The sequence below is a fragment of the Colidextribacter sp. OB.20 genome, from assembly GCF_009911595.1.
In the GTDB taxonomy this organism is placed as follows: Bacteria; Bacillota; Clostridia; order Oscillospirales; family Oscillospiraceae; genus Lawsonibacter.
In genome coordinates, this window is record NZ_QWKG01000006.1 from 1 (window position 1) to 22,756 (window position 22,756).

Consider the following 22,756-nt stretch of genomic DNA (forward strand, 5'->3'; position numbering starts at 1 on the left):
TCCGGCGGAAAGATGAGCCAGGAGGACATTGAGAAGATGCTCTCCGGCATGGGCGGCGGCGAGCCCGAGCCCGCTCCAGCCCCCACAGCCGCTCCGGCCCCCCCGCCCGCGCCCGCGGCACAAACGCCCAGCTCCGCACCGGAGGAGGAAATCACCTATGTCAATATTATGCAGACTCTGGTGGAGGAGAAAGCACCTGAGTATATCAAGAAATTCGGTCTGTGCACCTGCAAGCACTGTGAGGCCGACGTAAAGGCCCTTACCCTGAACAGCCTGGTGCCAAAATACGTGGTGCTCTCCAAGCTGGACCGCATCCCCATGCTCACCGTCTACGAGGGCCGGTTCAGCACCACCGTTTTCGCCCAGCTCACCCGGGCCTGCAAGGTGGTCATGGACCACCCCCATCACAACCGCTCAAACTGATAAAATCCCCCGACCTCGATGGTCGGGGGATTTTTATGTCAGAATCTCGACTTACACCAGCTTGGCGCCGTTGACCTTAACGCCGGGGCCCATGGTGGAGGCCACGGTGCAGCTCTTGATATACTGGCCCTTGGCGGCGGCGGGCTTGGCCTTGATGATGGCGCCCATGAGAGCGGCGAAGTTCTCGCTCAGCTTCTCGGGACCGAAGGAGACCTTGCCGATGGGGCAGTGGATGATATTGGTCTTGTCCAGGCGGTACTCAACTTTACCGGCCTTGATCTCGTTGACGGCCTTGGTCACGTCCATGGTGACGGTACCGGCCTTGGGGGAGGGCATCAGGCCCTTGGGGCCCAGCACCTTACCCAGGCGGCCCACCACGCCCATCATATCAGGGGTGGCGACCACAACGTCGAAGTCAAACCAGTTTTCCTTCTGGATCTTCTCCACCAGGTCCATCTCGCCCACGAAGTCGGCGCCGGCGGCCTTGGCCTCGTCAGCCTTGGCGGCCTTGGCGAACACCAGCACCCGCTGGGTCTTGCCGGTGCCGTGGGGCAGGACGATGGCGCCGCGAACCTGCTGGTCGGCGTGGCGGGAGTCTACGCCCAGCTTGACGTGGAGCTCCACGGTCTCGTCGAACTTGGCGCTGGCGGTGTCCACCACCAGCTTCATGGCGTCGGCGGTGTCATACAGGGTGTTCTTGTCAATCTTCTTGGCGCTGTCCTGATATTTCTTTCCTCTAAACATTCTTGTCCCCTCCTTACTCGCCCACCAGGATACCCATGGAGCGGGCAGTGCCGGCGATCATGCTCATGGCGGCCTCGATGGAACCGGCGTTCAGGTCGGGCATCTTGGTCTCGGCGATCTTGCGCACGTCCTCCTTGCTGATGGTGGCAACCTTGTTCTTGTTGGGTACACCGGAGGCCTTGTCAAGACCGCAGGCCTTCTTAATCAGCACGGGGGCGGGGGGCGTCTTGGTGATAAAGGTGAAGGAGCGGTCGGCGTAGACGGTGATAATCACGGGGATAATCAGGCCCACGTCGTTTTTGGTCCGCTCGTTAAACTCCTTGGTAAAGGCGGCGATGTTCACGCCGTGCTGGCCCAGGGCGGGGCCCACCGGGGGGGCGGGAGTCGCCTTGCCGGCGGGAATCTGCAATTTTACGTATCCAGTTACTTTCTGTGCCACGAAAGAGCACCTCCATTTGAAAATGTGGTAGTTTGGCGGGACGTTTGATGTCCCTCCCACTGTTGGGGTCCGTCTTGTAGGGCGCGACGACCCCGGCGCGCCGCTCTGTCACAGCCCGGAATATATGGCGCGCCGGGTCGTCGCGCCCTACACCGGGCAACCATTGTCAATCGTTTGCCGGCTCCACCTGGTCCAGCTCCAGCTCCACGGGGGTCTCGCGTCCAAACATGGACACCACCACCCGGACCTTGTTGTTGCTCAGGTCGATCTCGTCCACAGTGCCCAGGAAGGACTCCAGGGCGCCGTCAGTGATGCGCACGGTGTCGCCTAGCTCATAGCTGACCACGACCTCCCGCTTCTCCACCCCTAGGGCGGCCACGTCGGCCTCGGTCAGGGGGATGGCCTTGTTGCCCTCGCCCAGGAAGCCGGTAACGCCCCGGATGTTGCGCACCACGTGCCAGGTCTCGTCGTTCATCACCATTTTGACCAGGACGTAGCCGGGGAATACCTTCCGCTCCACTTCCTTCGGGCCGTTGTCGGTAATCTCGGTGACAGTCTCCAGCGGGATGCTGATCTCGTGAATCAGCTCGTGCATATTGCGGTTTTCGACATACTTCTCGATGGTGGCCTTCACCGTGTTTTCATAGCCGGAGTAGGTGTGGACCACATACCAGCTCGCGTTGTCAGCCATCCGCGTCACCCTTTGAACGCGCCGAGGAGCAATCCGATCACCTCGCCGGCAACAAAGTCAAACAGGGCGATGGCCAGGCCAACCACGACCACGCAGACAATCACGATAACGGTGTTGTTGATGGTCTGCTTCTTGGTGGGCCACTGGACCTTCTTCAGCTCGCTCTTCATGTCCCGGAACCACTTGCCGATTTTGGCGAAGAAGCCGGGCTTCTTTTCGGACTTCTTGTCCTTTTTGGCCTGTGCGGCCTGCTCTACTTTCTTTTCGTTCTCAGCCATTCGGATACCCTTCTTTCATTTCAGGCGTTGAGCCAATCACTTCGTCTCGTTGTGAACGGTGTGCTTCCTGCAGAAGGGGCAGTATTTGTTCAACTCCAGACGGTCGGGGGTATTCTTCTTGTTCTTGAAGGTATTGTAGTTTCTCTGCTTGCACTCAGAGCACCGCAGGGTGATCTTAATGCGCGCGCCGGCTTTTGCTGCCATTTGTTCGGCACCTCCTTTTTTATTTGACGGGCCAATAAAAAACGCCGGATACGGCCCATCTATTGCCGAATCCAGCGCCAAAGGGCATGATAGCACACCCAGAGGGTACGGTGGAAAGCGGCATTTGCCTCCCTGTGTCCTGTCAGTCAGGTGGAGGGGTCCGCCTCCCGGACACCGTATCCGGGCATGCAGAAAAAAGCCCCTTTTCACAGGTAAGTGCTACTATACCACGCCTGTCCGGCTCCGTCAAGACCTTTTTTGGGATTTCTGTTAAAAAATCGTGAAGCTTTTCCGGAGGGGACCAAATTGATTTGCAATCCAGGCGCGGGTATGGTATACTCCTGACTTAAATATACCCGTCTTTGGGAATATTAACCGCATCCGCAAATTCTGCATGGCGCGGCGGTCCCGGCGCACCCTGCGAAACCTACATTTTATAGAAGGAGTCGATCGTTTCCCTATGGACATAGACAGTGCCAGTATTGCCATGCTTGTCACCCTGCTGATTTTAGTAATCATGTCGGCCTATTTCTCCGCCACCGAGACGGCCTACACCTCTCTCAACCGCATCCGCCTGAAAAACCGGGCGGACAACGGCAGCCGCCGGGCGGAGAAGACCCTGGCCCTGGCCGAGGAGTACGACAAGCTGCTGTCCACCATCCTCATCGGCAACAACATCGTCAACATCACCGCCACCACTGTGTCCACCGTGCTGTGCACCCGGTGGTTCCATCAGTACGGCCCCATGGTGGCCACGGTAGCCCTGACCATCATCATCCTGGTCTTTGGCGAGATCACCCCCAAGAGCCTGTCCAAGGAGCGGCCGGAGGATTTCGCCATGTTCGCCCAGCCTCTGCTCCGGCTGTTCATGGTGGTGCTCACCCCACTGAACTTCCTGTTCACCCAGTGGAAAAGGCTGATGAGCAAGGTCTTTCGCTCCAAAGGGGAGGACGGCATCACCGAGGAGGAGCTGGTGGGCATGGTGGAGCAGGCCGAGACCGAGGGCGGCCTGGACGAGCACGAGAGCGACCTGATCCGCAACGCCATTGAGTTCAACGACCTGGAGGTATCGGAGATTCTCACCCCCCGGGTGGACCTGACCGCCGCAGACGAGGAGAGCACCATGGAGGAGCTGGCCGCCCTCTTCGCCGAGACGGGCTACTCCCGCCTGCCCATCTACCACGAGACCATCGACAATGTGGTGGGGGTCATCCACGAGAAGGACTTCTACGCCGCCCGATACCGGGGGGAGACCATGGTGTCCAACATCAAGTCCCCGGTGTTTTACACCACGGGCAACACCAAGGTGTCCGAGCTGTTGCGCATTTTCCAGCGCAACAAGGCCCACATGGCGGTGGTGGTGGACGAGTACGGCGGCACCCAGGGCATCTGCACCCTGGAGGACATCCTGGAGGAGCTGGTGGGGGAGATCTGGGATGAGCACGACGAGGTCATCGAGACCTTCCGGAAGCAGCCCGACGGCAGCTATGTCATCGCCTGCTCCGCCGACCTGGACGACATGTACGACCTGTTCCAGGTGAAGGGGACCTGCGACGCCGCCACCGTCTCCGGCTGGGTGCTGGAGCAGGTGGGCCGGGTGCCCGAGGCGGGGGACGCCTTCCAGGCCGAGGGTCTGGACGTCACCGTCACCCGGGTGGAGCACCGCCGGGTGCTGGAGATTCAGGTCCGCGTCCTGGAGGAGCCGGAAGCAAAATAAGCAAAACGCCTGTCTCAATGAGACAGGCGTTTTTATGTCCTCAAATATTCGCGTGGGCCAGCTGGGGCTCCAGCTCCCGTGTCCGCTGGGACTCCTCCCGGGGCCGGGCGGGCTCCTGGCGGGCCAGGCCCTTGGCGTTAGCCAGCATGAGCTTGATCCGGTTCTCCTGGTTGATGCGGGTGGCCCCCGGGTCGTAGTCGATAGCCACGATATTGCTGTAGGGGTAGTCGTCCTTCAGCTTGCGGATCATCCCCTTGCCCACAATGTGGTTGGGCAGGCAGCCGAAGGGCTGGGTGCAGACAATGCTGTTGGTGCCCGAGTGGATCAGCTCCAGCATCTCGGCGGTGAGCAGCCAGCCCTCCCCCATCTTGTTGCCGTCCCCCAGATAGCCGTGGACCAGACTGTGCAGCTCCCGGAAGGTGCCCGGGGCGCGGAACCGGCCCGAGTGCTCCAGGGCGGCGATCATATCCCGCTGGCAGGCCTCGATGTACTTCATGAACAGGGAGCAGCCGGCCTTCTTGATCCACTTGCCCCCGTAGAGCTCCACGTCGGCCACCCGGTTGTATATCTTGAAGATGATGAAGTCGGTGAGGCCGGGGACCACGGGCTCCACCCCCTCGGACAGGAGGAATTTCTCCAGGTTGTTGTTCCCCAGGGGAGCGAACTTCACGTAGATCTCCCCCACCACGCCTACCCGGATTTTGGGCTCGCCCTCCACGGGGATGGCGGCGAAGTCGAAGCAAATCTCGTCGAAGTTGGCCCGCATCTGCCTGCGGCTCATGCCCTTCCCCGCCTGGAAGCCGTCCACCAGCCGCTGGGACCAGCGGTCGATCATGGCGTCGGCGGCCCCGGCCTCCACCTCGTAGGGCCGGACCTGGTTGGCCACGTTGACGATGATATCCCCATACATCATGGCGTACACCGCCTTGCGGATAAAGGGCAGGCTCAGTCCGAAGCCCGGATTCTTCTCCAGCCCGGACAGGTTCACCGACACCACGGGGATGTAGGCCATGTCCGCCTTCTCCAGGGCCTTGCGCAGCAGGTGGATATAGTTGCTGGCCCGGCAGCCGCCTCCGGTCTGAGTGATGAGCAGGCCCACCTTGTGGGGGTCGTAGCCCCCGTGCTTCACTGCGTCGATGAGCTGACCGATGACCAGCAGTGCGGGGTAGCAGGTATCATTGTGGACATATTTGAGGCCCTCATCCACAATTCCCCGGTGGTTGGTGGTGAGCATGTCCACCTTATACCCCTCGCACTCCAGCAGCTTTTTCATCATGCCGAAGTGAACAGGGAGCATCTGGGGCATGAGGAGGGTGTACTCCTCCTTCATCTCCTTGGTAAAGAGGAGGCGTCCGGTATCGTCATAGACCAATTTTGCCATGGTGGAAACTCCTTTCCGGTGTGACGGTAGATAGATGGTTGGTAGGGCGGGACGACTCGGCCCGCCGTTTTTTCCGTGGCTGCAATTTTATTCGGGCGGCGCGCCGGGTCGTCGCGCCCTACAGGAACGCCGGGCGCACAATGTGCGCCCCTACGATTGATCCAGGCTCTTCCATCCGTAGCGGTAGATGGAGATCAGGGTGGAGCACAGGGCGAACAGCTCGGACAGAATGCCGGCCAGGGTGTGGGCGTAGACGTCGTAGATCAGCCAGCCCGGCCCCACGATGAACAGCTTGGCCAGGCGGATTTTTTTGCCGTTTCGGCTCCAGCTGGACAGCACCGAGGCCACCGCCCCGGCGGCGGGAAAAATACTGAACATATCCTTCCAGGTGAGGGCGCTCGCGGCAACGATCGCCGCCACAAAGCACCATTTCAGCCCGTTCCAGGCCCGTCTGTCCGGCTTCTCCAGACACAGGGGCAGGTTGCTCAGCACCTGGAAAAGCAGCACAGCGCAGCCGCTGAATGCCCCCAGCAGGATAAACTGGATCACATAGATAAAGTTTCCAGTCATCTGGAAAAAGAGCAGTCGCCTGGTGTTCCTGCACTGGAAGCTGCCGACGCACAGCGTCATGCCCACAAAGCCAACGGCCTGAATCAGCCACTCGCTCATCAATAAGTACCCTCTCTCCTCCCGGGCACGTCCGCCCGCCAGCGGCCGGACCCGGCTTCTACTTCTCTTTTCTTGCCTCGATGGCGGCCATCAGGGACCGAATCCTGATTTTAACCGCCCCCAGGTTGCTGATGTCGTCAATTTTCAGCTGGGTATACAGCTTGCCGCCCGTCTCCAGGATGGAGCGCATCTCGTCGCCGGTAATGGCGTCGATGCCGCAGCCGAAGCTCACCAGCTGGATGACCTCCATGTCGGGCTGAGCGCAGACATACCGGGCGGCGTTATACATCCGGGCGTGGTAGGTCCACTGGTTGAGGACGTGCCGGGGAGCCTTGTCCTCCAGGTAGGCGACGGCGTCCTCGGTGACCAGGACGAAGCCGTAGGAGGTAATCAGATCGTTGATGCCGTGGTTGATCTCCGGGTCCATGTGGTAGGGCCGGCCGCAGACCACCAGAATGGGCCTGCCCTCGGCCCGGGCCCGGTCGATATAGATGCGGCCGGTGTTGCGCAGGTCATTTTTATAGGCGTTGTAGGCGATATAGGCCGCCTTCACCGCCGCCGCTGTCTCCTGGCGCGGGATGTGGAACTCGTTGAAGAACCACTCCCCCGCCTTGCGCTCCATGTCGCGGGGCCGGTGGAGGCCGAAGTAGGGGTAGAGGTAGCGGACCTGCTTCAAATCGGGGACGTTGGCCGCCAGCAGCTCCGGGTAGTAGGCCACCACAGGGCAGTTGTAGTTGTTGTCCCCCGCCCCCTCGTCGAAGTTATAGGGCATACAGGGGTAGAAAATGGCGTCTACCCCCACCTCCACCAGGGCCTCCACGTGGCCGTGGAGGAGCTTGGCGGGGTAGCACACCGTGTCCGACGGGATGGTGCGCTGGCCCTTTAAATACAGCTTCCGGGAGGACTCATGGGAGAGGACCACCTCAAAATTCAGCTGGGTGAACAGCTCGAACCAGAAGGGCAGGTTCTCATACATATTCAGCCCGAAGGGGATGCCGATTTTCCCCCGGGAGCCGTCCCCGCTCCCCTTTCCGTGGAGGGAGCGGAGCTTTGCGTATTTGTACCGCATCAGGTCGGGCAGGCGGCTGGGCTCCTCCCCCAGGGGGCGGGAGCACCGGTTGCCCGAGACAAACCGCCGCCCGCCGTCGAAGGAGTTCACCGTCAGGGAGCAGTGGTTGGTGCACAGCCCGCAGGTGGCTGGCTTGGCGGTGTGGGTGAAATGCTCCAGCGCCTCCCGGGACAACAGGGCGGATTTTTCCAGGTGGAGGTCTCTTGCGGCCAAAGCGGCCCCGAAAGCCCCCATGCTGCCCGCGATGTCGGGCCGGGTGACCTCCCGGCCGATCTCCTGCTCAAAGGCCCGGAGGACCGCGTCGTTGTAGAAGGTGCCCCCCTGGACCACAATGTGCCGGCCTAAATCGTCGGCGGAGGCCGCCCGAATCACCTTATAGATGGCGTTCTTCACAATGGAGATGGACAGCCCGGCGGAGATGTCCTCCACGCTGGCCCCGTCCTTCTGGGCCTGCTTCACGCTGGAGTTCATGAACACGGTGCACCGTGAGCCCAGGTTCACCGGCTTCTGGGTGAACAGGCCCAGCTTGGCGAAATCCTCAATCTCATAGCCCAGGGCCTTGGCAAAGGTCTCGATAAAGGAGCCGCACCCGGAGGAGCAGGCCTCGTTGAGCATGATGGAGTCCACCGCGCCGTTGCGGATCTTGAAGCACTTCATGTCCTGACCGCCGATGTCAATGATGAAGTCCACCTCGGGGTCGAAAAAGGCGGCGGCCTTGTAGTGGGCCATGGTCTCCACCAGCCCCAGGTCGCAGGAGAAGGCGTTTTTAATCAGGTCCTCGCCGTAGCCGGTGACGGCGGCCCCCTTGATGACGATGTGGTTGTCATGGGGCAGACTGCACAGCCCGTAAATATCCTTCAGCTGCTCCAGCACGATGGCCACCGGGTTGCCCTGGTTGGAGTGGTAGTATTGATACAGCAGGTCCCCCTCCGAGGTGATAAGCACGATTTTCGTGGTGGTGGACCCGGCGTCGATGCCCAGGTAGGCGTCCCCGTTGTACCCGTTGATGGGCAGGAGGCCCGGACCGCCGGTGCTGTTGTGCCGCTCCAGGAAGGCCTCATACTCCTCCCGGCCGGTGAACAGGGGCGGCATGGTGTCCACCACCGTGGCGGTGTTGGCGCTGTCCTCCAGCTTTTTCAGCACCGTATCAAAGGGGACAGGGGCGTAGTCGGTGGCGCACAGGGCGGCCCCCATGGCGGCGAAGCAGTCCCCGTCCTCGGGGAAAACGGCGTGGTCCCCGTCCAGCTTCAGCGTCTCTACAAACCGCTGGCGCAGGCCCATGAGGAAATGCAGCGGCCCGCCTAAAAAGACGATCTTGCCCTTCAGCTCCCGCCCCTGGGTCAGACCGGCGACGGTCTGGTCCACTACCGCCTGGAAGATGGAGGCGGCCACGTCCTCCTTCCGGCCCCCCTGGTTGAGGATGGGCTGGATGTCGCTCTTGGCAAACACCCCGCAGCGGGAGGCTATGGGGTAGATCTTCTCGTGCTTCAAGCTGAGCTCGTCCAGCTCGCTGACAGACACATTCATCAGCGTCGCCATCTGGTCAATGAAGGCCCCGGTGCCTCCGGCACAGGAGCCGTTCATCCGCTCCTCCAGGGCGCCGCCGAAGAAGATAATCTTGGCGTCCTCGCCCCCCAGCTCAATGACAGCGTCGGTGTCGGGGATGTATGTATTCACGGCGGCGGCAGTGGCATAGACCTCCTGGACAAAGTCGATGCCCGCGGCGTCGGCGACGCCCAGTCCGGCGGAGCCGGTGATGGTCACCTTGATCTCCTGCCCGGCCAGCAGGTCCCGGATGGAGGCCAGGGTCTCCATCGCCCGCTCCCGGGTTTTGGAGAAGTGCCGCTCATAGGAGCGGAACAGCAGCTTATCCTGTTCGCTGAGGACCACCACCTTGACAGTGGTGGAACCGATGTCGATGCCAACCCGCAGACTCATAGGAAAAAACCTCGCCTTCTTTTCAATGATACATGATACTGATTTTTTGTCGGAATGACAACGAAATTAACGGCTTTTTAACAGGGCGAACAGCCAGAAAAGCGGAAAATTAACGCCCTTTCCGTAGACAAAAACGACAAAACCCCCGGCGGCACGAGGGCCGCCAGGGGTTATCGGGAAGCGGGTCAGTCAAACAGGTCCCGGAGGGTACGGTACAGCTCCGGGCTGTAGACATACTGGCGCATTGTGTCCTGAGGGGAGGCTAAAATCCTGTGGCTCAGGCAGACCACATCGGGCTCCGAGCCGGCGGAGAGGATCAGCCCGTCTCTTCCGCCGTCTTGGAGGTAGTAGTCCACGTCCTTCCCCACCCGGATGGTGAGGCAGTACTGCCCGTACCTCTCCTCGTCATACTCGGCGGAGCGCTTGTGGTACAGCCCCTGGACCAGCTGCTCCTTCAGCGCCTGGATATCCACCTTCACCGCCTGCCCGGGGTCGTAGTCCCCGGCGGTGACTGAGATTACGTCCTCGGGCCGCAGGAAGGCGGCAAAGGCGCCGGGCCCCAGCTGCTCATAGGCCGCCTCCCCGCCATCGTTCCGGACGGCGTTGAACACCTCCACGGGCAGGTCGGCCTGGACCATATACTGGTCCGGGGCGGACATCAGCGCCGGGCTGGCCAGGCCAACCACCCACACGCCGCCGTGGGCGCTGTCGCCCCTGTACCACAGCTCCACCTCCCCGCTCTTCTTATTCAGGTATCCGGCGTGGAACTTGGCGCTTTCGCTGTCGTTGGGCCGCCCCTGGAGCTGAATCCCCCTCTCCCGGAGCAGAACCTCCGCATAGTGCTCCAGCTCCGGGTCCAGCAGGGCCGCTGTGTCCATTAAAAGCCCCTGTTGCTCCGCGGCCAGGTTGGAGAGGACGGCGATGAGGTTGACCCCGGGCTTCGACACCAAGGTTCCGCTCATGCCCACCAGCTGGGCGGTCTCCCCGTGGGCCTCCTGCAAATCAAGAAAGTCCCCCCAGGTGTCCCCGACCAGCAGATAGGTCCGGTCATTCTGCCAGAGCATGGTATACAGGTTTTTCGCCCCCTCATTGGGCAGGGCCACCCTGGATGCATGGAGCAGCTCGGAGCTGTGCAGGTCGGGCGGGGGATCGTCCTCCCCCAGATAGGTGACCCCCGACAGGGCCTCCTTGGCCTGGGAGAGCAGCTCCGGGTCGGTAATGGCGGGGTAGAACTGGCTGGAGTAGAGGGGCGGGCTGTAGCGGACGGAGTTGGCTATCTCCACATAGCCCAGGAAATTTGGGGACCTGAGGTCGGGCTGCGCCCGACCGGCAAAGACGAACACAGTAGACAGGGCGACAACGGTAATCATGACAAACAGCGCGGTTTTCACCGTCTCCGGCTTCTTCACCAGGGCGGCAACCCGCTGCTTGACCGACTTCCCCCCGCCGGTCATGGCGGTGGAGCAGGACAGCAGGTCCCCGGGCCGCAGGGACCGTTTTGCCACCATGTCCACCAGAGTCCGGCCATAGGGGATGCGCTCCTCCTCTCCCAGCCGGGCCACCGCCCCCTCGTCGCAGGCCAGCTCCCCGTCCCCCTTGGACAGGACCACCGCCAGCCACACCAGGGGGTTGTACCAGTGGAGGGCCAGGGCCAGGCACCGCAGGAGAGCCCAGATGTGGTCGAGGTGGGCGTAGTGGGTGAGCTCGTGGGCCAGCACATGGCGCAGGGCATCCGGGTCCTCCGCCGCCTGGGGGGGCATGTAGACGGCGGGTCGTAGCACCCCGGTCAGGCAGGGGGAGGGCAGGCCCTCGGCCACGTACACGGGGACGGGGGCGTCAACGCCCTCCAGCGGCTTACGCCGTTTCCGCAGACGCCGGCCAAAGCGCAGATTGGAGGTCAGTATCACCAGAGCTGTCAAACCCGCCCCCGCGCCCCAGATGACAGTTACCACCTGGGCCGGGGACCACAGGTCCAAATACCGGGTGATGGTCTCCCCGTCCTGAGATTTCTGCCAGTAGCCTATGCTGGTGTTGGTGGGGATGATCTCCCCTGGCTCCAGCCGGTAAATATCCGCCCGGCCCAGGCCGAAGGCCGCGAAATCCTCCTGAGGGAACACCGGGATGGAGGGCTCCTCCCACCGCTCTACCCTCGGGGCCACATTGGAGGCCAGCAGCGGCAGAGAGTCGGAGACCTGGGCGGGCAGCTCCACCTGGAAGGGCACCAGCAGCCGCAGCAGGACCACCCCCCACAGGGCGTAGCGCAGCCGTGCGGACAGCCGGTCCTTTAACAGGAGGCGCGCCGCCAGCACGATCAAAATCAGAATGCTGGAGGTAACTGCCCATTCAGTCAGCAGCTTCATATCTGTCCCTCCTCCGCCTTGCGCAGTATTTCATACAGCTCGTCAATCTCCGCCTTGGACAGGGCCTTGTCCTGGGCCATGGCGGACATCATCAGCCCCACGCTCCCCCGGTACACCTTATCCAGGAAGGACCGGGTCTCCCGGCGGGCGGCCCGGTCCCGCCGGACCGCCGGGGTGTAGTGCTTGGCCCGGCCCTCCGTGGCGCACAGAACCAATCCCTTATCCTCCATCCGCCGCAGGGTGGTGATGGTGGTGCTCTTGGCCCAGCCCAGCCGGCTCCCCAGCGCGGAGACCAGTTCCATCACCGTCATGGGGGATTTCTCCCACAGGCAGTCCAAAACATACCACTCGCTGTTGGTCAGATTGATGTCGTCCATAAAAATCGCTCCCTTTGTTCCGCCTGCGCCGTGTAGGGGCGGACATTGTCCGCCCGCTTTTACGGACGTGGTCGGTTAACGGCGGGCGCACATTGTGCGCCTCTACATGTGATTACGGTTCTCCAGCTAAGCGGTCCGGGCGCGCCGCCCGATACAGAATGCGGGCCAGAGGACGGCGGGCCGGGGTCGTCCCGCCCTACGGCAGGTTTACTTTGTAGACCTATCATATCACGCCTGGTCTACATTGTCAACCAATATTTCCTGGAAATAAATTGCACGGCGGCGGGCGGCCGGTTGACAGCCGCTCCGCCGTCTGATATACTATCGCCGACAACTGAATCATGAGATGTCTTCAGGGCAGGGTGAAATTCCCGATCGGCGGTACAGTCCGCGAGCGCAGAAGCGCTGATTTGGTGAAACTCCAAAACCGACAGTATAGTCTGGATTTGAAGAAGGTGTGTTGAAACCACCGGCGATCAGGCCGGGCTTTTGCACGTTCTTCTGTCAATTCGGACGCCCGCTCTGTTGACATGTTCAATACACCTGAAAAAATCCACGTCTGAGAGGCATTGTCATGCCTTCAGGCGTTAAATTTTTTCAGGAGGTCTTTATGATGAAGAACAAGACAAGAAGAATGGTAACGGCAGGCGTGCTCTGCGCTCTGGCCTACGCCGCGGCGGCGGTGGGCCGGGTCCCTCTGGTGCTCTTTTTGAAGTACGATCCCAAGGACATTATAATCGCCGTCGGCGGCCTGCTGTTTGGACCGCTGACCGCCCTTGCGGTGGCGCTCACCGTCTCACTGGCGGAGACGGTCACCGTCAGCGAAACCGGGATTCTGGGCCTTCTGATGAATGTTATTTCCAGCTGTTCCTTCGCCTGCACCGCCTCCCTGATCCATCGCAGGAGGCCGACGGCCCGGGGCGCAGCTACCGGCCTGCTGTGCGGGTGGGGGTGTATGACAGTGGTGATGCTGTTTTGGAATTATCTGATCGCGCCGGTATACATGGGCTGGCCGAGAGAGGCTGTCGCGAAGCTGCTGCTCCCGGCCTTTCTGCCCTTCAACCTGATTAAGGGCGGACTGAACGCGGCCATAACCATGCTCCTATACAGGCCCGTGGTAGAGCCGGCCGCCGGAAAATTTCGGGGCGCGCCCCGGGACTGACGCCCGTAATTGTTGAAAATCCGGTTATGATTCTGGACTTTCCGGCCAAACTATGGTAGACTGATACCATGCCCAACCCGAATGAAACGAAGGAGGAATTTTATGGACAGCAAGGTTATGTACTCCCTGAGCTACGGCCTGTTCGTGCTCTCCGCCCGCCTGGGGGACAAGGACAACGGCTGCATCACCAACACCGCCATCCAGGTGACCACCGACCCCAACCGCATTGTCTGCGCCATCAACAAGAGCAACTACACCCACGATATGGTGCAGGAAACGGGCCGTTTTACCCTTTCTATTCTCTCGGAGGAGGCGGATTTCGAGCTTTTCAAGCGTTTTGGCTTCCAGTCCGGCCGGGATGCGGACAAGTTCGCCGGCTTCGAGCAGAACACCAAAAAGGACGCCGACGGCATCCCCTACGTCACCCGGGGGACCAACGCCTGGCTGAGCTGCAGGGTGGTCTCCGCCACCGACCTGGGCACCCACACACTCTTTCTGGCTGACGTGCTGGACGGCGGGACTGTCTCCAGCGCCCCCAGCGCCACCTACAGCTACTACCAGGCCCACATCAAGCCCAAGCCGGGCGCGGCAGCTCCCAGCGAGAAGAAGCGCTGGGTGTGCAAGGTCTGCGGCTATGTCTATGAGGGAGACGAGCTGCCTGAGGACTATATCTGCCCCCTGTGCAAGCACCCCGCCTCCGACTTTGAGCCGCTGGCATAAAAATTTTTCCAAAAAACCGCGCCGGAGTGGAAACCTTCGGCGCGGTTTTTGCGTCTATAAGGATGTAGGGGCGGATATCATCCGCCCGTTTGCCAAAATTACGTGTAGGGACGGCCTGCGGGCGCATAATATGCAAAGCCTTGTAGGGCGCGACGACCCGGCGCGCCGCTTTCCCCGGCATGAGCCCTGACGGCGGCGGGCCGAGGTCGTCCCGCCCTACATCATAAATGGGCATTATTTTATAGATATATTAGAGAGAGGAAGGCCCGACCATGGAGGACACAGCCATTATCGACCTGTACTGGGCCCGGTCCCAGCAGGCCATTGCCGAGAGTGAGCGCAAATACGGCCCCTACTGCCACACCATCGCCCGGCGCATCCTGGACCGGGAGGAGGACGCGGAGGAGTGCGTCAACGACACCTGGCTCCGGGCCTGGAACGCCATGCCCCCACAGCGCCCGGGCGTGCTGTCCGCCTTTTTCGGCAGGCTGACCCGGAACCTGTCCCTGGACCGCTGGCGGCGGCTCCGGGCGGCCAAGCGGGGAGGAAGCCAGGTGGAGGTGGCCCTCCACGAGCTGGAGGACTGCATCCCCGACCGCCGCCGCCCCGACGAGTGCCTGGAGGCGGTTGAGACGGCGGCCCTCATCTCCGCCTTTCTCCGCCGCCAGCCGGAGGCGGACCGGGTGCTCTTCATCCGGCGCTACTTTCATCTGGAGCGCCTGGAGGAGCTGGCCCCCCGCCTGGGGCTGTCCACAGGGCAGGCGAAGTCCAGGCTCCACAGAATGCGTCAGCGCCTGAGGGTCGAGCTGGAAAAGGAGGGAGTGGCGGTATGAACACCGAGTACTTACTGGACGCCATCGGCCTGTTGGATGACGACCTGATCCAGGAGGCGGAGGCCTGCTCCGCCCCAAAACGGAGGTCCGGTTACCGGAGCTGGATGAGTCTGGCCGCCTGCCTGGCTGTTGTTGTTGTCCTGGGCTACGGGCTGACCCACATCCGCCTGGACAGCAGTAAAAACACCGCCTTCCCCAGCGGGGGCGCCCCCAGCGCCTCGGCCAGCAACGGGGTCAGCACTCCCGGCGCACCCCCCCAGGAGCCGGCGGGCTCCAACGCCGCCGGCGGCTCGAACGGTCTCACCTCCGGCTCTGGCGAACCCGCCTCCTCTGACCCCCCGCTCGATGTGGAGGGGCCCTGCGGCGGGTACGAGGGAGATTTCTGCGCCGCCATCATGGTGGACGGCGTCCTCTACTGGTCTACCGGCACGCCCGTCCCCGGCGAGGTGGAGGAGAGCGCCATCCGGACCGTCACAGGCTATACCAGCAGCCTGCCCGAGATGGACGGCCAGACCAATTTCTCACAGGATCTGAGCGCCCAGTACGCCGTAACCAATATGGGCCTGGTGGTGCTCGTCGACCAGGAGTGGATTCTGTTTGACCCTGTACCGCCCTGGGAGAAATAGCATAAAATGCGGCGGCCCGCAGGCCGCCGCTTCTCTATATCAGTTTCACCTGTACCTCGTCCCCCTGGGCGGAGACCTGGAGGGTGTCCCCCTTTTTCAGCCGCCCGGTGAGCATCAGGTCGGCGGCGGGGTCCTCCACCAGGGAGGCGATGGCCCGGCGCAGGGGGCGGGCCCCGTACTCCCGGCTGGCCCCCTTGCCAGCCAGAAGGGAGACGGCCTCCTCCTCCACCGCCATGGCGATGCCCAGCTTGTCCAGCCGCTTCCGGGTCTCAGAGAGGAGCTGGCGGGTGATGGCCCGCAGGGTCACTCCGTCCAGGGGGTGGAACACCAGGGCGGCGTCCAGCCGGTTGAGAAACTCCGGGGCGAAGGTGTTGGCCGCGTCGGACAGCACCGCCCGTTCCAGTTCCTCCCGCTCCGCCTCCCCTCCGGCGTTGAAGCCCAGCCGCTTCCCCTTGGCGAACCGCTGGGCCCCCAGGTTGGAGGTCATCACCAGGACGGTATTCCGGAAGTCGGTCCTGCGCCCCTGGGCGTCGGTGAGCACCCCCTCCTCCATCACCTGGAGGAGGACGGACCACACATCCCGGTGGGCCTTCTCCAGCTCGTCCAGCAGGACCACCGACCAGGGCTGGCGCCGCACCCGCTCGGTGAGCTGCCCTCCCTCCTCGTGGCCCACATAGCCCGGAGGGGAGCCCAGCAGCCGGGAGACGGTGTGGGCCTCCATATATTCAGACATGTCGAAGCGGAGCAGGGCCTCCTCGCTGCCGAAGAGGGTGGCGGCCAGAGAGCGGCACAGCTGGGTCTTGCCCACCCCGCTGGGCCCCAGGAAGAGAAAGCAGCCCACCGGCCGTCTGGGGTCCTTCAGGCCCAGCCGGCCCCGGCGGATGGCCTTCGCCACCGCCTCCACCGCCCTGTCCTGGCCCAGCAGGCGGCGGTGCAGGGCGGTGTCCAGCCCGGCCAGGATCTTTTTATCCGTCTCGTCCGGGTCCTGGACGGGCACCCCCGTCCACTGGGAGAGCACCGCCTGGATGTGCCGGGGCTCCACGGCGAACTGGCCCTGGCCCGACTGCCACTTCTGCCGCTCTCCCTCCAGCTCCCGCTTGAAATCCCGCTCCACGTTGCGCAGAATGGCCGCCTGCTCAAAGTCCTGGCGGCGGACCGCGTCGGCCAGCTGCCTCCCCGCCTGGGACACCCTCCCCTCCAGCCGCTGGAGCTCCGGAGGCAGGGCCTTGCCGGACAGCCGGGCCTGGGCCGCCGCCTCGTCCACCAGGTCAATGGCCTTGTCGGGAAGAAACCGCTGGGGCAGATATCGGCAGGACAGGTCCACCGCCGCCTCCAGGGCGCTGTCGGAGATAATCAGGTGGTGGTGGGCCTCGTACCGCCCCCGGAGGCCCTGCAAAATCTCCATGGTCTCCGCCCGGGTGGGCTCCTTCACGGTGATAGGCTGGAACCGCCGCTCCAGGGCGGCGTCCTTCTCGATATACTTCCGGTACTCGTCGATGGTGGTGGCCCCGATGACCTGCAGTTCCCCCCGGCTGAGGGCGGGCTTGAGAATGTTGGCCGCGTCGATGGCCCCCTCGGCGCTCCCCGCCCCCACGATGGTATGCAGCTCGTCGATGAACAGGATGATGTTCCCCGCCCGGCGGACCTCCTGGAGGACGTGCTTCAGCTTCTCTTCAAATTCTCCCCGGTACTTGGTGCCCGCCACCATGGCGGACAGGTCCAGGGCATACAGCCGCTTGCCCAGCAGGTGCTGGGGGGCCGCGCCGTCGGCGATGGCGGCGGCCAGACCCTCCACCACCGCCGTCTTCCCCACCCCGGGCTCGCCGATGAGGGCGGGGTTGTTCTTAGTCCGGCGGGAGAGGATCTGGATCACCCGGTCCAGCTCCTCCTTCCGGCCGATCATGGGGTCCAGGCGGTCCTCGGCCGCCATGCGGGTCAGGTCCCGGGCGCACTGGTCCAGCTGACGGGTCTCCCGGCTGGGCTGGGGCTCCGGCTCCCGGGGGCGAGGCCGGGGGGCGGGGTGCTCCTCCCCTCCCAGAGCGGCGGAAACCGAGCGGTACAGCCCCTCGGCCTCCACTCCGCAGTGGGCCAGCAGCTGAACCGCTCCGCTGCCGCGGGTCCGCAGCAGACCCAGCAGCAGGTGCTCCGAGTTCACCGCCCCCTGTCCCAACCGCCGGCTCTCCTCCACCGCCCCCTGGATGGCCAGGCAGCAGTTGGGGGTGAGGCCCTGATGGATGGCCCGGGCGGGCACCCCCGTCCCCACCCGCTGGGCAATGGCGGAGCGCAGAGCCTGGCTGTCCGCCCCGGCCCGGCGCAGCGCCATGGCGGCGGGGCTGAGCTCCTGTCCCGCCAGACCCAGAAGCAGGTGCTCGCTGCCCACATAGCTGTGTCCCAGCCGGGCGGCGTTCTCCTGGGCCAGTCGGATGGCCCCCAGGGCGGTGGATGTGAATTGACTGTCAGACATGACGTTCACCTCGGGTTTCAGTGTTTTTACCATCATGCCCGGATTTTTCAAAATTTAGCCCGCTCCGAAATTTTTCTCCTCCGCCAAAAATTTAGCATTGCAATTTTCAAAATATGTGGTAGAATAGGGAATACCATTTTAATGGAGGTGTACATATCATGGCCTATGTTATCAGTGACGCTTGCATCAGCTGCGGCTCCTGTGTGGACGGCTGCCCCGTGGGCGCCATCTCTCAGGGCGACTCTCAGTACGTCATCGACGCCGGTGCCTGCATCGATTGCGGCTCCTGCGCCGGCACTTGCCCCATGGGCGCTATTGCTCAGGGCTAAACTGCCAAAAGAAAAACAGCGCCGGGTTTTCCCGGTGCTGTTTTTTATGCTTGCACCTCCGTCCCCCGCAGGGAAAAGCCTCCCTTTTCAAAGGGAGGTGGCATTTGCAAAGCAAATGACGGAGGGTTTTCTCCTATCGACACACCTGTTTTACGGGGAAAACCCCCACCCGGCTCCGCCGGGAGCCCCCTTGCGAAGGGGGCCTTTTCCTCCTGCTCAATAAGCCCTCAGAAGAAAATTATAGATGACGAACCGCGCAAAAGCAGCGCTGGAACATTCAGCGTTGCTTTTTACATCATCTTATCTAATTTTAAAAATCATATTTGGTGGTATTTCATATTGATATTTTCCCCCTATCCGGATATACTGTATACAGAAGCAAAATTGAAGCCCGGTTTTCTCTGGAAAGGAGTGTGTCCTATGCGCGCCAATACCATCACTGCCGCCCCCATGGCCCCTGCTGTGAATATCCGGCACCGCCGCCGGGCGGAGGTCCGCGACCCCTACGACGGCCTGCGCCCCTGGTCGGCCATCACCCACGGTCTGGGGGCAGGGCTGGCCGTATTGGGCACTGCCGTCCTGCTGATTCAGTCCGCCGCTCTGGGGAAGTGGCTGCTCTTCGGCTTGTTCGCCGTCTACGGCCTGTCCATGGTCTGTCTCTACACCGCCAGCACCCTGTACCACTACCTCAATGTGTCTGTCCCCGGGCGGCTGGCCCTGCGGAAATATGACCACTGCTCCATCTACCTGCTCATCGCCGGCAGCTACACCCCGCTCTGCCTCACCGTCTTGCGGGACGCCGGCGGCATCCCCCTGGTCATCGCCGTGTGGGCTCTGGCCGTGGCCGGGACGGCGCTCACCATCGCCAGGCTGGCCATTCCCCGGTGGCTCACCAGCGCCATCTACCTCTTTATGGGCTGGCTGGCCATCTTCGCCATTGTCCCCATCTACCGCGCCCTGCCTGCGGAGGGCTTCTTCTGGCTGCTGGCCGGGGGACTGCTGTACACTGTGGGAGGCGTGCTCTACGCCGTCAAATGGCCTGGCCGGGACAATCCCTGCTTCGGCTGCCACGAGATTTTTCATGTGTTCATCCTCCTGGGCTCCATCGCCCACTTCGTCATGATGTATCAGGTGGTGCTCTGGCTGTGACAAATTGACCGCCTGGCTGTCAGCCGGGCGGCCAACTTTTTCTCTCAAACCCCTTGTCAAGGGGGAAAAAATAGGGTAAAATAAGTCAGCTAAAGGCAATCAAATTGAGAAACAACGGAGGATGATTCCTATGCCAATGATTTCTGCCAGCGATTTCCGCAACGGCGTGACCTTCGAGATGGACGGCAAGGTCATGCAGGTAGTCGAGTTCCAGCACGTCAAGCCTGGCAAGGGCGCGGCCTTCGTCCGCACCAAAATGAAGAACGTCATCACCGGCGGCGTGACCGAGACCTCCTTCAACCCCACCGCCAAATTCGAGCAGGCCTTCGTGGAGCGCAAGGACATGGACTACAGCTACAGCGACGGCGACCTGTATTACTTCATGGACCCCGAATCCTTCGACATGATCCCCATCGGCAAGGACCTGCTGGGTGACAGCTTCAAGTTCGTCAAGGAGAATATGACCTGCAAGGTCATGTCCTACAAGGGCACCGTCTTTGGCGTGGAGCCCCCCAACTTCGTGGAACTGGAGGTCACCGAGACCGACCCCGGCTTTGCCGGCAACACCGCCACCAACAACGTGCTCAAGCCCGCCACCCTGGAGACCGGCGCCGAGATCAAGGTCCCCCTGTTCGTCAACCCCGGCGACCGGATCAAGATCGACACCCGCACCGGAGAGTATCTGGAGCGTTGCAAGGCGTAATATCCCTTTTTGCAGGGTGGATATCATCTGCCCGCCGCGACGTAACGATTGCAGGCCAGGCGGATTATATCCGCCCCTACAGCCCGCAGCTTGAAAAGGAGTAAAATCATGACTATTTCCGAGAAAGTCGCCTATCTGAAGGGCCTGGCCGAGGGGCTGGATCTGGACACCGTAAAGTCCAAGGAGGGCAAGCTCATCTCCGTGATGATCGGCATCCTGGAGGAGCTGGCCATGTCCGTGGAGGACCTGGAGGAGAACGCCCTGAACCTGGGCGAGGAGATCGACGTGCTGTCTGACGACCTGGCCGACGTGGAGTCTGAGGTCTTTGACGAGGACGACGACATGGAGGACTACGACGACGACTGGTTCGAGGTGGAGTGCCCCACCTGCGGCGCCGACATCATGGTGGACGACAGTGCTCTCCTGGAGGGCGAGGTGGAGTGCCCCGGCTGCGGTGCCCGCTACGCCATGGAGCTCACCGACGATGAGGACGAGGAAGAGGAGTCCGAAGCCGGCGAGGAGGAGTAAAACCGCCTTTTCTCATTCATCAGAGGGAGGTTAAGCCGATGCGTACAGAAAAAGACCGCAGAGATACCCAAATGGCTACGCTTTATGAGCTTCGGTTGATTTTCAGCGGCGGTGAGAAAGAGCAGTACAGCCGCGAGGAGATTGTCGAGCTCCTGGACAAGATCGCTATCGCAAAGGGCCAGGAGTAACCCCCTTCCCCCATTCACAGCAGTCCCACCCCGGAGGAAAAGCCCGGGGTTCGTAAAACAGTATTTTTGAAAAAAGCTGAAAATGTAGTGTTTTCAAGGGACGGCGTGGCTTCGGTCACGCCGTTTCCCCTTTCATCAGCTCATCCAGAGGGATGAAGCCCAGACCATCATACTTGATGTGGATATTCTGCCGCCGCTTGCCGCTGGACTTGTCCGGGGCCTCCACATAGATCGCCTGCACCAGTTCCCGGAGGGCGTACGGGTCAAGCGTATCAATAGATACATACTTCTGCGCCGTCTGGATGAACTTTTCAATATTCTCGCTCTGTCTCGCCTGTACCTCAATCTCCTGCCGCAGACTGACAACCTCGGCCTCAAGCTGCTTCTGCTCCGTCTCGTAGCTTTGACTCAACATATCAAACCGCTCGTCGCTCAGGCGTCCGCTGGCGTTGTCCTCGTAAATCTTGATGAACAGCCGCTTTAGCTCGGCAATACGTTTTTCGTCCCGGTTGAGTTTCTTCCTGCTGGTCAAAATTTTCTCGGTGCTTTCCAGTTTCATCTGCTGTTCCATGACCATACGGAAGTGGGCCTCGTACCGCAGAATGTAACCTGTCACCAGTTGGATATGCTTCAACACCATGCGTTCCAGAACCTTGACCCGGATAAAGTGCCCGCCGCATTTCTCTCGGTTCTTCTTGTGAAGGGAACAGTCGAAGAAATCCTGGGAGAAGTCACCGTTGTTGGACGAGCCATACTGCATCTTAGAGCCGCAGTCGGCACAGTAGACCAGCCCGGAAAAGATACTGCTCCTGCCAGTGCGGGTCATGCGGTGTCTCTGCTGACGGATCACCTGGACCTTCTCAAACACGTCATCTTCGATGATACGCTCATGAGTGCCGGGGAAGATTGCCTGCTTCTCTACCGGATTCTCCCTTTGCTTCTTATCCCAGATAGAATTGGAGTAGGTCTTGAAGTTGACAGTACAGCCCGTGTACTCCCGGCGTTCCAGGATTTTGACAACCGAACTGTCACCCCAGCCATAGGGGTTCTCCGGGGTGGGATTCGGTGTGCTGCGTCCCTGCTGCTTCTTGTAGGCGGTGGGGGTCAGCACCTTGTCGGCCCGAAGTTGGTTAGCGATCTGCTGTGGACCTCGTCCCTCCATACACATCCGGAAAATACGCTGTACTACCTGGGCAGCCTCCGGGTCAATCAGCCAGCGTCTCGGATTCTCCGGGTCCTTCACGTAGCCATAGGGGACATTGACCGTCAGCGGTACCCCCCGTTCCCCCTTCGCTTTCTGAACGGCCCGGATTTTGCGGCTGGTATCCCTGGCATAAAATTCGTTGAACCAGTTCTTTATCCCGGCAAAATCATTGTTCACGCTGTTGGGGTCGATGGTATCATAGTTGTCGTTGATGGCGATAAACCGGACGCCGTTCTGCGGGAAGGTGAAGTTAGTGTAGAGCCCGGTTAATGCGGAGTTCCGGCCCAGCCGGGAGAGGTCCTTGGTGATAGCGACAGCCACATTCCCCGCTTCAATCTCCGCCAGCATTGCCTGGAAGCCAGGGCGGTCATAGGTCACACCACTTACACCGTCATCCACAAAAAACACCGGGTTTGGAAAATGGTGGTCTTTAACGTATTGGAGTAAGATGGCCTTTTGATTCTCAATCGACAAGGATTCCCCCGACCGCTCATCCTCTTGAGACAGCCGGCAGTAGAGGGCGGTGATTTTATTCGTTGCTCCAAACATTTCTGTATCCT

General features: G+C 61.6%; 23 protein-coding genes and 1 riboswitch. Of the genes, 11 read left to right on the forward strand and 12 right to left on the reverse strand.

Annotation, left to right across the window (positions count from 1 at the left end):
- Positions 1-423, forward strand: a 423-nt coding sequence (locus D1641_RS01980) for a late competence development ComFB family protein (protein WP_160662725.1), incomplete at its 5' end; no start/stop codon positions are given.
- Positions 424-474: 51 nt separating this feature from the next.
- Here the strand turns inward: D1641_RS01980 and rplA are convergent.
- The 5 genes from rplA to rpmG all read right to left on the reverse strand — a co-directional run bounded on the left by rplA (position 475) and on the right by rpmG (position 2,779).
- A complete protein-coding gene (gene rplA / locus D1641_RS01985) occupies positions 475-1,167 on the reverse strand; it encodes a 50S ribosomal protein L1 (RefSeq protein WP_160662726.1) in 693 nt (230 codons plus the stop codon).
- Positions 1,168-1,180: 13 nt separating this feature from the next.
- Entirely contained in the window at positions 1,181-1,606 is a 426-nt protein-coding gene (gene rplK / locus D1641_RS01990) for a 50S ribosomal protein L11 (protein ID WP_160662727.1), read from the reverse strand.
- A 166-nt stretch (positions 1,607-1,772) separates the two neighbouring features.
- Positions 1,773-2,297 (reverse strand): transcription termination/antitermination protein NusG, encoded by a 525-nt coding sequence (nusG, locus tag D1641_RS01995; protein WP_160662728.1) that lies wholly within the window; start codon positions 2,295-2,297, stop codon positions 1,773-1,775.
- A gap of 5 nt (positions 2,298-2,302) precedes the next feature.
- Complete coding sequence (gene secE / locus D1641_RS02000) at positions 2,303-2,575, reverse strand: preprotein translocase subunit SecE (RefSeq protein WP_160662729.1); 273 nt, start codon at positions 2,573-2,575, stop codon at positions 2,303-2,305.
- Positions 2,576-2,611: 36 nt separating this feature from the next.
- Complete coding sequence (gene rpmG, locus D1641_RS02005; RefSeq protein WP_023346199.1) at positions 2,612-2,779, reverse strand: 50S ribosomal protein L33; 168 nt, start codon at positions 2,777-2,779, stop codon at positions 2,612-2,614.
- Between the two features lie 466 nt (positions 2,780-3,245).
- Here rpmG and D1641_RS02010 point away from each other — a divergent pair, with 466 nt between their 5' ends.
- Entirely contained in the window at positions 3,246-4,496 is a 1,251-nt protein-coding gene (locus D1641_RS02010; RefSeq protein ID WP_160662831.1) for a CNNM domain-containing protein, read from the forward strand.
- 40 nt (positions 4,497-4,536) lie between these two features.
- On the opposite strand, the gene D1641_RS02015 is transcribed toward D1641_RS02010, so the two are convergent.
- From D1641_RS02015 to D1641_RS02035, 5 genes are all read right to left on the reverse strand, one after another.
- Positions 4,537-5,877 (reverse strand): 2-hydroxyacyl-CoA dehydratase, encoded by a 1,341-nt coding sequence (locus D1641_RS02015; protein ID WP_160662730.1) that lies wholly within the window; start codon positions 5,875-5,877, stop codon positions 4,537-4,539.
- A 150-nt stretch (positions 5,878-6,027) separates the two neighbouring features.
- Complete coding sequence (locus tag D1641_RS02020) at positions 6,028-6,546, reverse strand: YgjV family protein (protein ID WP_160662731.1); 519 nt, start codon at positions 6,544-6,546, stop codon at positions 6,028-6,030.
- A gap of 58 nt (positions 6,547-6,604) precedes the next feature.
- Positions 6,605-9,553 carry an acyl-CoA dehydratase activase gene (locus tag D1641_RS02025; RefSeq protein ID WP_160662732.1) on the reverse strand — a complete coding sequence of 983 codons (2,949 nt, stop codon included), beginning with the start codon at positions 9,551-9,553 and terminating at the stop codon, positions 6,605-6,607.
- 185 nt (positions 9,554-9,738) lie between these two features.
- Positions 9,739-11,913: a M56 family metallopeptidase gene (locus tag D1641_RS02030; RefSeq protein WP_160662733.1), complete on the reverse strand. Its 2,175-nt coding sequence runs from the start codon at positions 11,911-11,913 to the stop codon at positions 9,739-9,741.
- The gene (locus tag D1641_RS02035; RefSeq protein WP_160662734.1) at positions 11,910-12,290 is read right to left on the reverse strand and encodes a BlaI/MecI/CopY family transcriptional regulator; all 381 of its coding nucleotides are present in this window, start codon (positions 12,288-12,290) and stop codon (positions 11,910-11,912) included. The genes D1641_RS02030 and D1641_RS02035 overlap by 4 nt, the downstream gene beginning before the upstream one ends.
- A gap of 344 nt (positions 12,291-12,634) precedes the next feature.
- Positions 12,635-12,751, forward strand: a riboswitch (FMN riboswitch).
- Between the two features lie 149 nt (positions 12,752-12,900).
- Here D1641_RS02035 and D1641_RS02040 point away from each other — a divergent pair.
- The 4 genes from D1641_RS02040 (at position 12,901) to D1641_RS02055 (ending at position 15,631) form a co-directional block, all read left to right on the forward strand.
- Positions 12,901-13,452 (forward strand): ECF transporter S component, encoded by a 552-nt coding sequence (locus D1641_RS02040; RefSeq protein WP_243149222.1) that lies wholly within the window; start codon positions 12,901-12,903, stop codon positions 13,450-13,452.
- A 102-nt stretch (positions 13,453-13,554) separates the two neighbouring features.
- Positions 13,555-14,172, forward strand: coding sequence for a flavin reductase (locus D1641_RS02045; protein WP_160662735.1), 618 nt, complete (start codon positions 13,555-13,557; stop codon positions 14,170-14,172).
- Positions 14,173-14,444: 272 nt separating this feature from the next.
- The gene (locus D1641_RS02050; protein ID WP_160662736.1) at positions 14,445-15,005 is read left to right on the forward strand and encodes a sigma-70 family RNA polymerase sigma factor; all 561 of its coding nucleotides are present in this window, start codon (positions 14,445-14,447) and stop codon (positions 15,003-15,005) included.
- Positions 15,002-15,631, forward strand: a complete 630-nt coding sequence (locus D1641_RS02055; protein ID WP_160662737.1) for a hypothetical protein — start codon at positions 15,002-15,004, stop codon at positions 15,629-15,631. The genes D1641_RS02050 and D1641_RS02055 overlap by 4 nt, the downstream gene beginning before the upstream one ends.
- 34 nt (positions 15,632-15,665) lie before the next feature.
- Here the strand turns inward: D1641_RS02055 and D1641_RS02060 are convergent, their stop codons facing one another.
- Positions 15,666-18,095: an ATP-dependent Clp protease ATP-binding subunit gene (locus D1641_RS02060; RefSeq protein WP_160662738.1), complete on the reverse strand. Its 2,430-nt coding sequence runs from the start codon at positions 18,093-18,095 to the stop codon at positions 15,666-15,668.
- Between the two features lie 158 nt (positions 18,096-18,253).
- Here D1641_RS02060 and D1641_RS02065 point away from each other — a divergent pair, with 158 nt between their 5' ends.
- From D1641_RS02065 to D1641_RS19075, 5 genes are all read left to right on the forward strand, one after another.
- Positions 18,254-18,424 (forward strand): 4Fe-4S binding protein, encoded by a 171-nt coding sequence (locus tag D1641_RS02065; protein ID WP_160662739.1) that lies wholly within the window; start codon positions 18,254-18,256, stop codon positions 18,422-18,424.
- Between the two features lie 420 nt (positions 18,425-18,844).
- Entirely contained in the window at positions 18,845-19,573 is a 729-nt protein-coding gene (locus D1641_RS02070; RefSeq protein ID WP_160662740.1) for a hemolysin III family protein, read from the forward strand.
- Between the two features lie 136 nt (positions 19,574-19,709).
- A complete protein-coding gene (efp, locus tag D1641_RS02075; protein WP_160662833.1) occupies positions 19,710-20,276 on the forward strand; it encodes an elongation factor P in 567 nt (188 codons plus the stop codon).
- 108 nt (positions 20,277-20,384) lie between these two features.
- Positions 20,385-20,804, forward strand: a complete 420-nt coding sequence (locus tag D1641_RS02080; RefSeq protein WP_160662741.1) for a CD1247 N-terminal domain-containing protein — start codon at positions 20,385-20,387, stop codon at positions 20,802-20,804.
- A 38-nt stretch (positions 20,805-20,842) separates the two neighbouring features.
- Complete coding sequence (locus tag D1641_RS19075; RefSeq protein ID WP_201757204.1) at positions 20,843-20,992, forward strand: hypothetical protein; 150 nt, start codon at positions 20,843-20,845, stop codon at positions 20,990-20,992.
- Between the two features lie 115 nt (positions 20,993-21,107).
- Here D1641_RS19075 and D1641_RS02085 read toward each other — a convergent pair whose 3' ends face one another.
- Complete coding sequence (locus D1641_RS02085) at positions 21,108-22,745, reverse strand: recombinase family protein (RefSeq protein WP_243149223.1); 1,638 nt, start codon at positions 22,743-22,745, stop codon at positions 21,108-21,110.
- Positions 22,746-22,756: the final 11 nt, after the last annotated feature.

Excerpts from the sequence above, each read along its gene's own strand:
- D1641_RS02055 (WP_160662737.1), top strand. The coding sequence starts at position 15,002 with ATGAACACCGAGTACTTACTGGACGCCATCGGCCTGTTGGATGACGAC.
- D1641_RS02070 (WP_160662740.1), top strand. The coding sequence starts at position 18,845 with ATGCGCGCCAATACCATCACTGCCGCCCCCATGGCCCCTGCTGTGAAT.
- D1641_RS02085 (WP_243149223.1), bottom strand. The coding sequence starts at position 22,745 with ATGTTTGGAGCAACGAATAAAATCACCGCCCTCTACTGCCGGCTGTCT.
- rplA (WP_160662726.1), bottom strand. The coding sequence starts at position 1,167 with ATGTTTAGAGGAAAGAAATATCAGGACAGCGCCAAGAAGATTGACAAG.
- D1641_RS19075 (WP_201757204.1), top strand. The coding sequence starts at position 20,843 with ATGCGTACAGAAAAAGACCGCAGAGATACCCAAATGGCTACGCTTTAT.
- nusG (WP_160662728.1), bottom strand. The coding sequence starts at position 2,297 with ATGGCTGACAACGCGAGCTGGTATGTGGTCCACACCTACTCCGGCTAT.
- D1641_RS02015 (WP_160662730.1), bottom strand. The coding sequence starts at position 5,877 with ATGGCAAAATTGGTCTATGACGATACCGGACGCCTCCTCTTTACCAAG.
- D1641_RS02060 (WP_160662738.1), bottom strand. The coding sequence starts at position 18,095 with ATGTCTGACAGTCAATTCACATCCACCGCCCTGGGGGCCATCCGACTG.
- D1641_RS02020 (WP_160662731.1), bottom strand. The coding sequence starts at position 6,546 with ATGAGCGAGTGGCTGATTCAGGCCGTTGGCTTTGTGGGCATGACGCTG.
- D1641_RS02040 (WP_243149222.1), top strand. The coding sequence starts at position 12,901 with ATGATGAAGAACAAGACAAGAAGAATGGTAACGGCAGGCGTGCTCTGC.
- D1641_RS02035 (WP_160662734.1), bottom strand. The coding sequence starts at position 12,290 with ATGGACGACATCAATCTGACCAACAGCGAGTGGTATGTTTTGGACTGC.
- D1641_RS02050 (WP_160662736.1), top strand. The coding sequence starts at position 14,445 with ATGGAGGACACAGCCATTATCGACCTGTACTGGGCCCGGTCCCAGCAG.
- rpmG (WP_023346199.1), bottom strand. The coding sequence starts at position 2,779 with ATGGCAGCAAAAGCCGGCGCGCGCATTAAGATCACCCTGCGGTGCTCT.
- secE (WP_160662729.1), bottom strand. The coding sequence starts at position 2,575 with ATGGCTGAGAACGAAAAGAAAGTAGAGCAGGCCGCACAGGCCAAAAAG.
- D1641_RS02080 (WP_160662741.1), top strand. The coding sequence starts at position 20,385 with ATGACTATTTCCGAGAAAGTCGCCTATCTGAAGGGCCTGGCCGAGGGG.
- D1641_RS02045 (WP_160662735.1), top strand. The coding sequence starts at position 13,555 with ATGGACAGCAAGGTTATGTACTCCCTGAGCTACGGCCTGTTCGTGCTC.
- efp (WP_160662833.1), top strand. The coding sequence starts at position 19,710 with ATGATTTCTGCCAGCGATTTCCGCAACGGCGTGACCTTCGAGATGGAC.
- D1641_RS02065 (WP_160662739.1), top strand. The coding sequence starts at position 18,254 with ATGGCCTATGTTATCAGTGACGCTTGCATCAGCTGCGGCTCCTGTGTG.
- D1641_RS02030 (WP_160662733.1), bottom strand. The coding sequence starts at position 11,913 with ATGAAGCTGCTGACTGAATGGGCAGTTACCTCCAGCATTCTGATTTTG.
- D1641_RS02025 (WP_160662732.1), bottom strand. The coding sequence starts at position 9,553 with ATGAGTCTGCGGGTTGGCATCGACATCGGTTCCACCACTGTCAAGGTG.